Source organism: Microbacterium sp. S1037, from assembly GCF_048381605.1.
GTDB classification, from domain to species: domain Bacteria; phylum Actinomycetota; class Actinomycetes; order Actinomycetales; family Microbacteriaceae; genus Microbacterium; species Microbacterium testaceum_B.
On record NZ_JBLWIG010000001.1, the window covers coordinates 1,859,301 to 1,873,187 of the forward strand.

10 protein-coding genes are annotated in these 13,887 nt (G+C 70.5%); 6 read left to right on the forward strand and 4 right to left on the reverse strand.

What is annotated here, in order from left to right; genetic code table 11:
* The first annotated feature begins 41 nt into the window (after positions 1–41).
* A complete protein-coding gene (locus ACMW4R_RS08310) occupies positions 42–437 on the forward strand; it encodes a hypothetical protein (protein WP_058597184.1) in 396 nt (131 codons plus the stop codon).
* 527 nt (positions 438–964) lie between these two features.
* Here ACMW4R_RS08310 and bcp read toward each other — a convergent pair.
* From bcp to aroA, 3 genes are read right to left on the reverse strand one after another with little or no spacing between them, the layout of a single operon-like run.
* Positions 965–1,435, reverse strand: a complete 471-nt coding sequence (bcp, locus tag ACMW4R_RS08315; RefSeq protein WP_418299640.1) for a thioredoxin-dependent thiol peroxidase — start codon at positions 1,433–1,435, stop codon at positions 965–967.
* The gene (rsgA, locus tag ACMW4R_RS08320) at positions 1,432–2,490 is read right to left on the reverse strand and encodes a ribosome small subunit-dependent GTPase A (RefSeq protein ID WP_058597186.1); all 1,059 of its coding nucleotides are present in this window, start codon (positions 2,488–2,490) and stop codon (positions 1,432–1,434) included. The genes bcp and rsgA overlap by 4 nt, the downstream gene beginning before the upstream one ends.
* A 15-nt stretch (positions 2,491–2,505) precedes the next feature.
* Positions 2,506–3,855, reverse strand: a complete 1,350-nt coding sequence (gene aroA, locus ACMW4R_RS08325) for a 3-phosphoshikimate 1-carboxyvinyltransferase (protein WP_058626398.1) — start codon at positions 3,853–3,855, stop codon at positions 2,506–2,508.
* A 112-nt stretch (positions 3,856–3,967) separates the two neighbouring features.
* Between aroA and ACMW4R_RS08330 the strand changes: the two genes are divergently transcribed.
* The 5 genes from ACMW4R_RS08330 to ACMW4R_RS08350 are packed head-to-tail and all read left to right on the forward strand — an operon-like array spanning position 3,968 to position 10,014.
* Positions 3,968–4,573 (forward strand): sigma-70 family RNA polymerase sigma factor, encoded by a 606-nt coding sequence (locus ACMW4R_RS08330; RefSeq protein ID WP_058597207.1) that lies wholly within the window; start codon positions 3,968–3,970, stop codon positions 4,571–4,573.
* Positions 4,570–4,812 (forward strand): zf-HC2 domain-containing protein, encoded by a 243-nt coding sequence (locus ACMW4R_RS08335; RefSeq protein ID WP_058597188.1) that lies wholly within the window; start codon positions 4,570–4,572, stop codon positions 4,810–4,812. The genes ACMW4R_RS08330 and ACMW4R_RS08335 overlap by 4 nt, the downstream gene beginning before the upstream one ends.
* 43 nt (positions 4,813–4,855) lie before the next feature.
* A complete protein-coding gene (locus ACMW4R_RS08340; protein ID WP_058597189.1) occupies positions 4,856–6,166 on the forward strand; it encodes a GNAT family N-acetyltransferase in 1,311 nt (436 codons plus the stop codon).
* A 36-nt stretch (positions 6,167–6,202) separates the two neighbouring features.
* The gene (locus tag ACMW4R_RS08345) at positions 6,203–8,716 is read left to right on the forward strand and encodes a bifunctional lysylphosphatidylglycerol flippase/synthetase MprF (protein ID WP_418299641.1); all 2,514 of its coding nucleotides are present in this window, start codon (positions 6,203–6,205) and stop codon (positions 8,714–8,716) included.
* Positions 8,713–10,014, forward strand: coding sequence for an alpha/beta hydrolase (locus tag ACMW4R_RS08350; protein ID WP_193754809.1), 1,302 nt, complete (start codon positions 8,713–8,715; stop codon positions 10,012–10,014). The genes ACMW4R_RS08345 and ACMW4R_RS08350 overlap by 4 nt, the downstream gene beginning before the upstream one ends.
* A gap of 156 nt (positions 10,015–10,170) precedes the next feature.
* Here ACMW4R_RS08350 and ACMW4R_RS08355 read toward each other — a convergent pair whose 3' ends face one another.
* Positions 10,171–13,848 (reverse strand): multifunctional oxoglutarate decarboxylase/oxoglutarate dehydrogenase thiamine pyrophosphate-binding subunit/dihydrolipoyllysine-residue succinyltransferase subunit, encoded by a 3,678-nt coding sequence (locus tag ACMW4R_RS08355; protein ID WP_418299642.1) that lies wholly within the window; start codon positions 13,846–13,848, stop codon positions 10,171–10,173.
* Between the last annotated feature and the right edge of the window lie 39 nt (positions 13,849–13,887).

The window sequence follows — 13,887 nt, forward strand, 5'->3', positions numbered from 1 at the left end:
ATCGTAACGGCGTGATGATCTCCGCCGGGAGGGCTTTTCCGATGCCTGTTCGCCTCTGGGCCGCGCTCGTTCTGGGCCTCGAAGCCCTCGGCATCCTGGCCCTCGCCGGCTGGCAGGTGGTCGCCCTCATCGGCGGCGATACCGACTCCGTCGTCAGCTCGATCGCCCTGATCGTGCTCACCGTCATCGGTGCGGCCATCGTCGCGGCGTTCGGCGTGGCCACCGCTCGCGGGGTATCGGCCGGACGCTCCGGCGGCATCGTCACCCAGCTGCTGATCCTCTCGGTCGCCCTCGGTGCCATCACGGGGGAGTGGGCCGCGCCCGCCGTCGCCCTGCTCATCGCGGTCCCCGCGGTGATCGGTCTCGTCCTGCTCGTGCTCGCCGTTCGGGCTGCCGCGCCGCGTCGCCGTGACGCTGCCGACGGCGACGGCGCCTGACGTACGCCCGTCCGCGGCGACGACGTCGCGGGGCGTGGGCGCCGACGGTGGTCGCGTTTCCTCGCCATAAACGCGATCCGCGCCCGTAAACACGGGCTCCTCGCGTTTATGCGAGCGGAGAGCGTTTATGGGTCGTCTGGGCCGCGCACCGTTGCGGATCCGGGCGGGCTCGGTGTGGCCGCGGGCCGGGGCCGTGAGCCGGTCCCGTCGAGCGAGCAGCGTCGGCGGTGTGCCCGCCTGCCCTCGCCATAAACGCTATCCGCGCTGATAAACACGTGCTGCTCGCGTTTATGCGAGCGGAGAGCGTTTACGGGGCGTGCGGGCCGAGGCGTGCGGCGCCGCACGAGCGCCGCGCAGCGTTGCGACGCCGGGAACGATGCGGCCCTGCCGCCGCGCCCGCACCGCGCAGCGTCGCGACGCGGGGAACGACGCGGCCCCGGCGCCGCACGAGCGCCGCGCAGCGTTGCGACGCCGGCAACGGAGCGGCCCCGCCGCCGCGAGCGCGGGGCGAGGCCGTGGCGTCCGTGTCAGGCGGCGAGGCCGAGCGCCTTGCGCAGGCGCGCGACGTGGCCGGTGGCCTTGACGTTGTACTGCGCCTCGACGATCGTGCCGTCTTCGTCGATCACGAAGGTCGAGCGCAGAACGCCCGTGACGGTCTTGCCGTAGTTCTGCTTCTCGCCCCACGCGCCGTAGGCCTCGTGCGCGGCGTGGTCGGGGTCGCTGAGCAGCGGGAAGGTCAGACCGTCGCTGTCGCGGAACGCGCGCAGCTTCTCGGGGGTGTCGCGCGAGACTCCGAGCACCGTGTAGCCGGCGCCCTGGAGCGAAGCGAGGCTGTCGCGGAAGTCGCACGCCTGCGTCGTGCACCCGGGGGTCTGCGCCGCCGGGTAGAAGTACACGATCACACGGCGCCCGCGGAAGTCGCTCAGCGAGACGGGGTGCTCGTCCTGGTCGAGCAGGGTGAAGTCGGGGGCGGTGTCGCCCTTTGAGAGGTTCGTCACCCCTCCAGCCTAGAACGCTCGATGGCCTGGAACGTGGTCAGCAATCGGTGAAGCGAGTCGAGTCGGGCCTCGGCCCCCGGGCCCAGGCGACCGGATGCCACGGCTTCGGCGATCGCGCAGTCCGGGGCGTCGGGCAGGTGCGTGCAGCCACGAGGGCAGTCCTCCGCGGCCTCGGCGAGGTCGGTGAAGGCCCCGAGCACGTGGGCGGGATCGACGTGGCCGAGGCCGAAGGAGCGCACTCCCGGGGTGTCGATGACCCAGCCGGAACCCGCGGGACCGCGGTAGCGCAGCGACACGGCGGATGACGAGGTGTGGCGCCCGCGGCCCGTGACGGTGTTGACGTGCCCGATCGCGCGCTCCGATCCGGTGAGCGCGTTCACGAGCGTCGACTTGCCGACGCCGGAGTGCCCGACGAACACCGTCGAGTGCCCCGCGATGGCCTCGCCGATCTCATCGAGCGGCATGGCTCCCTGCGCGCTGGTGAAGACGCGCAGGTCGATGCCGTCGAAGTGCGAGAGGAACTCCGTCGGGTCGGCCAGGTCGGTCTTGGTGACCACGAGCAGGGGACGGATGCCGGCATCCAGCGCCGCGACCAGGTACCGGTCGACGAGCCGCTCCCGGGGCTCGGGATCGGCCGCCGCGACGACGATGAGCATCTGGTCGGCGTTCGCGACGATCACCCGCTCGACCTGGTCGGTGTCGTCGGCGCTGCGGCGGAGCAGGGACGTGCGCTCCTCGATCCCGACGATGCGCGCGAGCGTGCCTTCGTCGCCCGAGAGGTCTCCCACGACGCGGGCGCGATCGCCGTTGACGATCGGCTGCTTGCGCAGCTCGCGCGCGCGGGTCGCGAGGACCCTGCGCTCGGTCGGCTCGTCCTCGTCGAGCAGCACGGTGTAGCGACCGCGGTCGACGCCCAGGACGCGGGCGATCCGGGCGTCCGCGTGCGCGGGTCGACGCTTCGTGCGCGGCCGGTTCGCCTTGGGGTTGGGCCGGACGCGGATGGACGACTCGTCGTACTCGAGGTCGTCGTCGTCGCCGTCGTCGAGCCAGCTCACGCGGCGCTCCGGGCGTCAGCGCGCGGCATCCGTGCCCTCGTCCAGGCCCAGCATGGCGTGCCACAGTCCGGCGAACTGGGGGAGCGTCTTCGCGGTCGTGCCGATGTCGTCGATCTCGACGCCGGGGACCCTCAGGCCGATCAGCGCGCCCGTCGTCGCCAGGCGGTGGTCGTGGTGCGCTTTCCACTCGCCGCCGCGCAGGGGCTGCGGCACGATGCGGATGCCATCGTCGAGTTCGTGCGCCTCGCCGCCGAGCGAGCGCAGGTTGCCCACGAGCGCGGCGATGCGGTCGGTCTCGTGACCCCGGATGTGGCCGATGCCGTGCAGCGTCGTGGGGCCGTCGGCGAACGCGGCGAGACCGAAGAGGGTCGGGGCGAGTTCGCCCGCGGCCGAGAGGTCGAGCTCGAGTCCCGCGATGCGCTCGCCCGCCGACACGGTGAGCGCGCCGCCGCGGCGGCTCACTCTGGCCCCCATCTCGCTGAGGATGTCGGCCAGGAGCGCACCGGGCTGCGTGCTGTGGAGGGGCCATCCGGTGACCGTGACGGATCCGCCGGTGACCATCGCCGCGGCGAGGAACGGAGCGGCGTTCGAGAGGTCGGGTTCGATCGCGACGTCTTTCGCACGGATCGGGCCCGCGGGGACGATCCATTCGCCGACCGCCGGTCGTTCGACGTGGATGCCGCGGTGCGCGAGCGCCTCGACGGTCATGTCGATGTGCGGGATGCTCGGCAGGCGAGAGCCCACGTGGCGCAGGTGCAGGCCGACGTCGAAACGTGGAGCGGCCAGCAGCAGGCCCGAGACGAACTGGCTCGACTGGCTCGCGTCGATCTCGACCTCACCGCCGCGCACGTGGCCATGGCCGCGGACGGTGAACGGGAGCGCCCAGTGGCCGCCGTCGTCGATGTCGACGCCGACCTCGCGCAGCGCGGAGATCATCGCGCCCATCGGACGGTGCAGCGCGCTCTCGTGCGCCGTGACGTGGACGTCGCCGCGCGCGAGTCCGGCGACCGGTGCGACGAAGCGCATCACGGTACCGGCCTGCCCGCAGTCGATCGTGACGTCGCCCGAGAACGCGGCGGGCGGGCTGACGAGCAGGTCGGGTCCGAAGGGCGAGTCGGTGGCCACCTCTTCGATGCCGACGCCCAGTTCGCGCAGGGACTCGACCATGCGGGCCGAGTCGTCGGAGTGCAGGGGAGCGTGCAGCATGCCGGGGCCGTCGGCGATCGCGGCGAGCACGAGTTCGCGGTTGGTGAGCGACTTGGAGCCGGGCACCGTGACGGTGGCATCCACCGCTGCGTCGGCGACGGGCGCGTTCCACGCCCCACGAGGAGTGGCGGCGGAAGGGGAATACCCGAGACGTGTCATCGGTTTCTAGCCTACTGAAAGGGGACGACACGTGACCGCACTTCTCGAGCGCTCCGGCGTGCGCACGACCATCCCGGTGGTCGTCGACATGCCCGACGTAGACTGGCGCCCAATGGACGACACGGCAGACACCCTCCCGCCGGTGGCGGAACCCCGCGCGCAGTTCGAAGAGCAGGCGCTGCCCTTCATGGACCAGCTGTACGCGGCGGCGATGCGCATGACGCGCAACCCCGCCGACGCGGCCGACCTCGTGCAAGAGACGTTCGTCAAGGCCTACGGGTCGTGGGCGACGTTCACACAGGGCACCAACCTCAAGGCGTGGCTGTACCGGATCCTCACGAACACGTACATCAACACGTACCGCAAGAAGCAGCGTGAGCCGTACCAGAGCGCGATCGACGACCTCGAGGACTGGCAGCTCGGCGGCGCCGAGTCGACGACCGCGACCAGCGCGCGCTCGGCCGAGGCCGAGGCCATCGACCACATGCCCGCGTCGGTCGTCAAGGACGCGCTGCAGTCGATCCCCGAAGACTTCCGCCTGGCGGTGTACCTCGCCGACGTGGAGGGCTTCGCCTACCAAGAGATCGCCGACATCATGAAAACCCCGATCGGCACGGTCATGAGCCGTTTGCACCGCGGCCGACGGCTGCTGCGCGACCTGCTGTCGGATTACGCGAAAGAACGTGGCTTCCAGGCCGCGACGGGAGAGAAGAAATGAGCGACTGCGGCTGCGACCAGGCACGGCGCGACCTCGAGGAGTACCTGCGCAACGAGGTCTGCAAGACCGAGGCGAAGGACATCCGGGACCATCTCGAGAACTGCCCCGGATGCCAGGACGAGGCGCTCGTCGCCCGCACGCTGACCGAAGTGGTCGCGCGGGCCTGCAAAGAGACGGCGCCGGAGGAACTCCGCGACCAGGTGCTCGCCCGACTCCGTTCGGTGCAGGCCGCTCACTGACGCGGACGGGCAGCGGCCCCACGAGGGTCCGTAGGCTGGGGGTATGGCCACGACAGACACGCGCGCTCTCGCTCTCGACGCCACCTCCGCCGCCGATCTGGAAGCCAGCGGCCTCGAGTACGCCCTCGTACCGGCTGACCACGAGGGCTTCGAGCCTTTCCTGCGTGCGGTGTCGCGAGGATTCCTCGGTGAGGATCCCTCCGCGGACGAGGTCGAGAGTGCTCGCCGAGCGCTGACCCCGCGTCGTCTGACCGGCGTGTTCGACCGTTCGGGCGTGGCCCCCGAGTCACCCGTCGCGACCGTCGATTCGTGGGCCACCGAGCTCACCGTGTCGCCCGGGCGGACGATCCCCCTCTGGTCGATCAGCGCCGTCACGGTGGCGCCGACCCACCGGCGCCGGGGGATCGCCCGCGCGATGCTCACGGGCGAACTGCGCACCGCGGCCGCCGCGGGCTTTCCGCTCGCGGGACTGACGGTCACCGAGGCGACGATCTACGGGCGGTGGGGGTTCTCTCCCGCCGCCTGGGCCTCCGACGTCGTCGTCGACACGCGGCGCGCACGGTGGACCGGTCCCGTCGCACCGGGGCGCCTGGACTTCGTCTCGCGCGAGAGCCTCCCCGAGCGACTGAGCCGCGTCCACGAGCGGGTTCGCCTCGAACGCCCCGGGTCCGTGCCCGGCTGGGAGGGGCGTTGGCGCGGCGTGGCCGGTCTCACCCCCGACGCCAAGGACGGCAACAAGGTGCGCGCGGTGTCGTACCGCGACGCGGCGGGCGAGGAACGCGGCATCCTCGTGTACACGCTCGACCCCGGACCGAACGACGACTACTCGGCACACGTCCTGAGCGTGCGGGCGCTCTTCGCCGACGGCGACGAGGCGGCGGCTGCGCTGTGGCGCTTCGCGATCGAGCACGATCTCGTCGGCGAGGTGAAGGCGTCGCTGCAGCCCGCTGTTCCGCCGGTTCAGTGGATGGTCGCGGACCGTCGGGCCGTGACCGCGACGCTCACCGACCACCACTGGCTGCGCATCCTCGACGTGCCCGCGACCCTGAGTGCGCGCCGCTACGCACGTGCTCTCGACGTCGTCATGCGGGTCGAGGATCCCCTCGGCTTCGCCGATGGCGCATGGAGCCTGCGCATCGACGCCGACGGGGTGGCGGAGGTCGACGCGGCCCCCGAGTCCCGCGCCGTCGACGTCGAACTGTCGGTCGGCGCGCTCAGCTCCCTGCTGCTCGGCGGTGTCCGAGCCCGTGAGCTCGCCGCCGCGGGCCTCGTGCACGGTTCCGCGCAGGCACTGGCCGAGGTCGACGCCGCCTTCGTTCCGGACGTCGCCCCTCTCCTGGACATCTGGTACTGAGCGTTTCTCATAGGGTCGCCCCGTAATCTCCTGCCGATGTCCGACGCCCCACCCCCCTCCCCGCCGCGGCGCTCGCGGTTCCGGGTCGATCCGCGCGCCGTCGCGGCGGCCCTCGGGCGGTACGTGCGGGCCAACCCGGTCGCGGTGTGCATCGCGGTGCTGATCACCGCGTCAGCGGCGGCGACGGGCACGCTCTGGGGCGAGGACGCTCTCATCTGGGGCGCAGGCCCCCTCGCCACGTTTGCCTCCGGGCGGTGGTGGACGATCGTGACCGCGCTGTTCATCCCCGACTCGCCGATCGACGCGGTCACGTCGGTGGTTCTCGCCCTGACGGCGCTCGCCGCGGCCGAACGACTCCTCGGCTCCCGGCGTACCGGCATCCTGTATCTCGTCATCGGTGTCGTCGGGCTTCTCGCCGGCGTGGGGATGCACGCGGCCGTCTGGTCGGTGACCGATCTGCGACCGGTCGTGGCCGCCGAGGTGCCGGTCCTCGACCCCACGACACCGCTCGCGGGCGTCGTGATGGTGGCCAGCGCGTTCGCCCTCACCCTGTGGCGCCGTCGACTCCGCCTGGTCGGGTTCGCCCTGCTTTCGCTGTTCGCGCTCTACGCCGGCGACGCGGACTCCTGGTACCGCATCATCACGGCGACCATCGGACTCGTCGTGGGTGCGGTGCTCGCCCGGGGGATCGAGCGACGGTCCTGGCATCGCAGCTCCGCGCGCGAGACGCGGACGCTCCTGGCCCTGATGGTCGCCGTCGTGGGGAGCGGGCCCCTCGTCGCGCTCATCAGCGGCGGCGGACGCGGACCCCTGTCCCTCGTCGTCGACGCGTACACGCAGTACGACGACGCCCTCCTCGCGCGGTGTGAACAGCTCTCGGAGTCGGTCTGCAACGAGCAGGTCGCGCTGCTGATGACCCGGGGGCTGGGACCGGCGCTGCTGGCGATCGTTCCCCTCGCCCTCATGCTGGTCGCGGCCTGGGGGCTGCGTCAGGGCCGGCGTGCGGCCCTCGTCCTCGCGGTCCTCACCCTCGTGATGTCCGCTGTCTCGCCCCTCGTCGCCTTGGCGAACGGTCGGCTGCGCATCGACCCGTGGGTCGACGGCAGTGGTGCCGAGTACGTGCTGTGGGCCCTGGCATCCGTCTTCATCCCGCTGGTCCTCGCCGCAGCCCTGGTGGTGGCTCGGCGCCGTTTCCCCGTGCGCGCGACGCGGCGCGCGACGCGCACCTTCGCCATCATCGTCGGGCTCGCCTTCGTCGCGATCGGCTCGGGCTTCTTCGTCACCGAGGAGCTGGGGCGACGCGCCTTCGACCGCGAGATCTCCGTGCTCGACATGCTGGGACTCACGCTGCGCCGGTTCTTCCCGCCGTCGTACACCACGCCCGGAGCCTCGGGATTCCCGCACCACGGCGTGGCCCTCTTCGCCTACCAGTGGGTCGGTGTTCTCTTCTGGGCGATCGTGATCGCGGCGATCCTGTGGCTGTATCGCCGGGTGCAGCGCCCGGATGCCGAAGACGACTCGCTCTACCGGGAACTGCTGCGGCGGGGGAGCGACACCCTCGGCTTCCTCGGCACGTGGGAGGGAAACCGGCACTGGTCGTCGGCCGATCGGCAGAGCGCGATCGCGTATCGACTGGTCGGCGACGTGGCGCTCGCCGTCGGCGACCCCCTGACGCCGCCCGGCGGGCGCACCGAGGCGCTGCGGGCCTTCACCGATTTCTGCGTCGAGCACGGGTGGACACCTGCGTTCTACAGCATCCATTCCGACACCGCGGACGATCTGCGCGACCTCGGGTGGAGGCAGATCCCGGTCGGCGTCGAGACGGTCATGGATCTTCCCGGACTGACGTTCGCGGGCAAAGCGTGGCAGAAGGTCCGGCAGCCGATGACGCGCGCGGAGCGCGAGGGCTACACCGCCGTCTGGACCCGATGGCACGAGCTGACGGTGTCGCAGGTGTCGCAGGTGATCGCCATCGACGAGGAATGGGTGGCCGATCGGGCGCTGCCCGAGATGGGCTTCACGCTCGGCTCCCTCGATGAGCTGCGCGACCGCGACGTCCGTCTGCTCCTGGCGGTCGGGCCCGACGACCGCATCGAAGCGGTGACGAGCTGGATGCCGAGCTGGACCGACGGCGAGCTCACGGGGTGGACGCTCGACTTCATGCGTCGACGCACCGACGGGCCCAACGGGATGATGGAGTTCCTCATCGCTAAGGCGGCCCTGCAGCTGCAGTCCGAGGGGGCTACGGTCCTCAGCCTGTCGGGAGCGCCCCTCGCGGACGATCCCGATGAGCCGGCGGACGGCGACCCCGGTCCGCTGCGGGCTCTGCTGCGGTGGCTCGCCGAGGTGCTCGAACCCGCGTACGGCTTCGCGTCGCTGTTCCGCTTCAAGGGCAAGTTCCGCCCGCGCTACCGTCCGCTCTCGCTCGCCTATCGCGACCCGCTCCAGCTTCCGGCAATCGGTGCGGCCGTCGGCCGCGCCTACCTCCCCGACGCGTCGCGCCGTGAGATCGTCGCTTTGGCGAGAACCGCATGGGAGGGGCGCCGGTGAACCGTTTCGTGCTGTCCTTCGAACTCATCGACAGTCCACTGCTCACGATCTGCGCGGTGATCGCGGGTCTGGGCGTGATCGCCGTGATCGCGTGGGCGCCGCGGCGGATCGTCCCGACGCTGCTCATCGGCGTCAGCGCGGGCATCCTCATGTACATCGTTGCCCACATCCTGGAGGCCAGGGGGCTCTTTCAGGGGCCGCTACCGGCCCACGCGGCCACCTGGGCCACGGGCGGGATCGTCGCCGTCGCCATCGGCGTCGTGGGCATCTGCCGTCGCCCGTGGGGTCGTCGGGTGGTGGGTGTGGTGACGGTGCTCGCAGGTCTCTTCGCGGCCGCGCTCGGCGTCAACACGTCGTACGGCGTCACGCACAATCTCGCGGCGATCCTGGGCGTGCAGGCTCTCGACCCCGCGTCGCTGCCCGCACCCACCGCGACCGCGGGCGATCCGGCGACGCTGTACCAGAACTGGCAGCCTCCTGCGGGAATGCCCTCGAAGGGTTCGGTGAGCGCCCTGACGGGGGATGCCAAGATCCCGACGGGGCAGTACGCCGCGCGCGATGCTTCCCTCTACCTCCCGCCGGCGGCGCAGGTCGCGAACCCGCCCGCGCTCCCGCTCCTGGTGTTCATGATGGGGCAGCCGGGTTCCCCCGACCCGACCAACCTCGCCAAGGCGCTCGACGCGTTCGCCGCTCAGCACAACGGTCTCGCTCCCATCGCCGTGGTCGTCGACCAGCTGGGCGCCGCCGACAGAGACCCCGCCTGCGTCGACTCCGCGACCTACGGCGCCGTGTCGACCTACATCAACCAGCTCGTGCCGCAGTGGGCGGAGGCGAAGCTCAACATCGTCAAGGACCACCGGTACTGGACCATCGGCGGGTTCTCGAACGGTGGGTCGTGCGCCGCGGTGTACGGCGCGAAGTATCCCGAGGTGTGGGGCCAGATGCTCGACATCATGGGCAACGAGTTCCCGGGCTCCGAGCACGTCGACAAGACCGTGGCCGAGGTGTTCAACGGCGACGCGAACGCGTTCCAGGCGACGAAGCCGTCGGTCATCATGGCCGCCGCGCCTCCCGGCACCTACACCGGCCACCTCGCGATCTTCACGTGGGGGAGCGAGGACACCACCTACGGCCCCGGGCAGAAGGCGAACTCCGAGGCCGCCCAGGCCGCGGGATTCACCGTCGTGACCTACGTCGTGCAGGGAGCGGGGCACACCGGAGAGGCACTGGATGCCAGCCTCACGTACTCGCTCCCCGTGCTGGCCCCGGTGCTCGGTCTGGCTCCGCCCGCGTCCTGACGCGGCTGTGTCCTGACACGGCCGCGCGGCCGCGAGCGTTCTGACGTGCGGCTTATGCACCCGCCATCACCGTTGGGGCCCACGGAGGCCAGACGGCGTGAGGGGCGCACGAGAAAAGGCCCGGTCTTTCGACCGGGCCTTTTCTCGTGGGGAGGATCAGCGCTCGAGAGCAGCCTTCATGATCTCGGCGTGCTCGTTCGCGTGCACCTTCGGCGAGCCGGTCGCCGTCGAGGCGGCGGCAGCGCGCGAGATGACGCGGATCGGGCGACCCAGCTTGTCGTCGACCTCGAGCGCGATGAAGGGCCACGCACCCTGGTTCTCGGGCTCGTCCTGCACCCACACCAGTTCGGCGTTCGGGTACTGGTCGAGAGCGCGCGTGAGCTCTTCGATCGGCGCCGGGTAGTACTGCTCGAGCCGGACGAGGGCGATCTCGGGGTTCGGGTTCTTGTCGAGCTCGGCCCGCAGATCCCAGTGGATCTTTCCGGCGTGCAGCAGCACGCGCTTCACGGCGCCGCCGTCGAGACCGCGGTCATCGTCGAGCACCGGCTCGAAGCGACCCTCGAGGAAGTCCTCGACCGGGCTCGTCGCCCCGCGCAGGCGCAGCATGGCCTTCGGCGTGAAGACGATGAGCGGACGGCGCGGGCGCTGGTACGCCTGGCGACGGAGCAGGTGGAAGTACGACGCGGGCGTCGACGGGCGCGCGACGATCATGTTGTCCTGCGCGCACATCTGCAGGTAGCGCTCGATACGAGCCGAGGAGTGGTCGGGGCCCTGGCCCTCGTAGCCGTGGGGGAGCAGCAGCACGACGCTCGACTGCTGCGCCCACTTCTGGTCGGCCGACGAGATGAACTCGTCGATGACCGACTGGGCACCGTTCGCGAAGTCGCCGAACTGCGCCTCCCACAGGACGAGCGCGTCGGAGCGCTCGACCGAGTAGCCGTACTCGAACGCCATCGCGGCGTACTCGCTCAGCAGCGAGTCGTAGACCCAGAATCGACCCTGGTTCTCACTGAGGTTCGCGAGCGGCAGCCACTCCTGGCCGTTCTTGCGGTCGTGCAGGACCGCGTGACGCTGCACGAACGTGCCGCGGCGCGAGTCCTGACCCGCGAGGCGGACGGGCGTTCCCTCCATGAGCACCGAGCCGAAGGCGAGGAGCTCGCCGAAGGCCCAGTCGATGCCGCCGTTGCGGCTCATGTCGAAACGCTTCTCGAGCAGCTGCTGGAGCTTGTTGTGCACCGTGAAGCCGTCGGGCTTGTTCACGAAGGCATCGCCGATGTGGTGCACGACCTCGCGCGACACCCCGGTCGTCTCGGGCGCGCCGGTCGGCACGTCGTCGGCGGCCTCGGTCGAGATGACGGGGTTCGTCCCGGTCTCGGCCTCGTGCGTGTCGGCGAAGGCGACTTCGAGACGGTTCTGGAAGTCCTGCTTGGCCTGCTCGTACTCGTCTTCGGTGATGTCACCGCGGCCGACCAGCGACTCGGTGTACAGGCGACGGACGGAGCGCTTCGCCTCGATGAGGTTCGTCATCAGCGGCTGCGTCATCGAGGGGTCGTCGCCCTCGTTGTGACCGCGGCGGCGGTAGCAGACGAGGTCGATCACGACGTCGCGGTGGAACTCCTCACGGTACATGAACGCGAGCTCCGCGGCGCGGACGACGGCCTCGGGGTCGTCGCCGTTCACGTGCAGGACGGGGGCCTGGATCGTCTTGGCGACGTCGGTGGCGTACACCGAGGTGCGGGCGTCGGTCGGCGTGGTGGTGAAGCCGACCTGGTTGTTCACGACGACGTGGATCGTGCCGCCCGTGCGGTAGCCGCGCAGCTGCGACATCTGCAGCGTCTCGACGACGACGCCCTGGCCCGCGAACGCGGCGTCGCCGTGCACGAGGATGGGCAGCCACGAGAACGTCCCGATGGGCTTGCGGTCCTGCTTGGCGCGGACGATGCCCTCGAGCACGCCGTCGACGGTCTCGAGGTGCGACGGGTTCGCGGCGAGGTACACGGGGAGCTCTTCGCCGTTGTCGCCGACGAAGGTGCCCTCGGTTCCGAGGTGGTACTTCACGTCGCCCGAGCCGCGCTTGCTACCCACGGCGACGGCGCCCTCGAACTCGCGGAAGACCTGGCCGTACGTCTTGCCGCCGATGTTGGTCAGCACGTTGAGGCGACCGCGGTGGGCCATGCCGATCGCGGCGCCGTCGAGGCCCTTGGACGCGGCGCCCTGCAGGATCTGGTCGAGCAGCGGGATGAGCGACTCGCCGCCCTCGAGGCTGAAGCGCTTCTGGCCGACGTACTTCGTCTGCAGGAAGGTCTCGAACGCCTCGGCCTGGTTCAGCTTCGACAGGATGCGCAGCTGCTCGTCGTGGCCGGGCTTGGTGTACTTGACCTCGACGTTGCTCTGGAACCAGGTTCGCTGCACGGGGTCTTGAATGTGCATGTACTCGACGCCGATGGTGCGGCAGTACGAGTCGCGCAGGACGCCGAGGATGTCGCGGAGCTTCGCCACGCGCCGGTTGCCGAGGCCCCCGGTCACGAACTCGCGGTCGAGGTCCCAGAACGTGAGTCCGTGCGACTCGATCTCGAGGTCGGGGTGGGTGCGCTGGACGTACTCGAGCGGGTCGATGTCGGCCATGAGGTGGCCGCGGACACGGTAGGAGTTGATGAGCTCCTGCACGCGTGCGCTCTTGTCGATGCGCTCCGAGATGTCGACGTTGATGTCGGCGGCCCAATGGATCGGCGCGTACGGAATGCGCAGCGCCGCGAAGATGTCGTCGTAGAAGCCGCGCTGCCCGATGAGCAGCTCGTGCACCTTCTTGAGGAACTCGCCCGAGCCCGCACCCTGGATGACGCGGTGGTCGTAGGTGCTGGTGAGGGTGATCGTCTTGCCGATCGCGAACTCGTTGAGCGTCTTCTCGCTCGCGCCCTGGAACTCGGCCGGGTAGTCGAGCGCACCGGCGCCGATGATCGCGCCCTGGCCGCGCATGAGGCGGGGGACCGAGTGCACCGTGCCGATGCCGCCGGGGTTCGTCAGCGAGATCGTGGTGCCCTGGAAATCGGCCGGGGTGAGCTTGTTGTTGCGCGCACGGCGCACGAGGTCTTCGTACGAGGCGAGGAACTCGCCGAACGTGAGGGTGTCGGCGCGCTTGATGCTCGGCACCAGGAGTGCGCGCGACCCGTCGGGCTTGGGCATGTCGATCGCGATGCCCAGGTTGATGTGCGCGGGCGCCACGACCGAGGGCTTGCCGTCGATCTCGGCGTAGTAGACGTTCTGGCTCGGGAACTCCTTGAGCGCCTGGATCAGCGCCCACCCGATGAGGTGCGTGAAGCTCACCTTGCCGCCGCGCGTGCGCGACATGTGGTTGTTGATGACGATGCGGTTGTCGATCATCAGCTTCGCCGGGATCGTGCGGACGCTCGTCGCCGTCGGGACCGTCAGCGAGTCGTCCATGTTGGATGCCAGGGCCTTCGGCATCCCCTTCAGGACCGTCACGCGGTCTTCTTCGGTGCTCTCGGTCCCGGACGACGGCGCCGCGGCGGGCGCCTGCGCGGGGATCGGCTGGGGGGCCGCGGGCTTCGTCGTGGTGCGAGCCACGGGAGCCTGACCGACCACGGGAATGGGGGCCGTCACGGGCTTCGGCTCGGCCGCGGGGGCCGAGGGAGGACTGCCGGCCGCGGCGGATCCGTCGACGACCGGGTGGTACGCCTCCAGAATCGGCCACCAGGCCTTGTCTACGGAGTGCTTGTCGACTTTGAACTGTTCGTAGAGTTCGTCTACGAGCCACTCGTTCGCGCCGAACTCGCCCTCGCTCGAAGTACCGACGCCCGTCACCTGGCTCGACACAGTCGATCGCCTGCTTTCCTCGATGAAGATTCCTGTGGA

Bases quoted from the DNA above. Each gene is read 5' to 3' on its own strand.
- ACMW4R_RS08310 (WP_058597184.1), top strand. From the start codon at position 42: ATGCCTGTTCGCCTCTGGGCCGCGCTCGTTCTGGGCCTCGAAGCCCTC.
- aroA (WP_058626398.1), bottom strand. From the start codon at position 3,855: ATGACACGTCTCGGGTATTCCCCTTCCGCCGCCACTCCTCGTGGGGCG.
- ACMW4R_RS08330 (WP_058597207.1), top strand. From the start codon at position 3,968: ATGGACGACACGGCAGACACCCTCCCGCCGGTGGCGGAACCCCGCGCG.
- ACMW4R_RS08335 (WP_058597188.1), top strand. From the start codon at position 4,570: ATGAGCGACTGCGGCTGCGACCAGGCACGGCGCGACCTCGAGGAGTAC.
- ACMW4R_RS08340 (WP_058597189.1), top strand. From the start codon at position 4,856: ATGGCCACGACAGACACGCGCGCTCTCGCTCTCGACGCCACCTCCGCC.
- ACMW4R_RS08345 (WP_418299641.1), top strand. From the start codon at position 6,203: ATGTCCGACGCCCCACCCCCCTCCCCGCCGCGGCGCTCGCGGTTCCGG.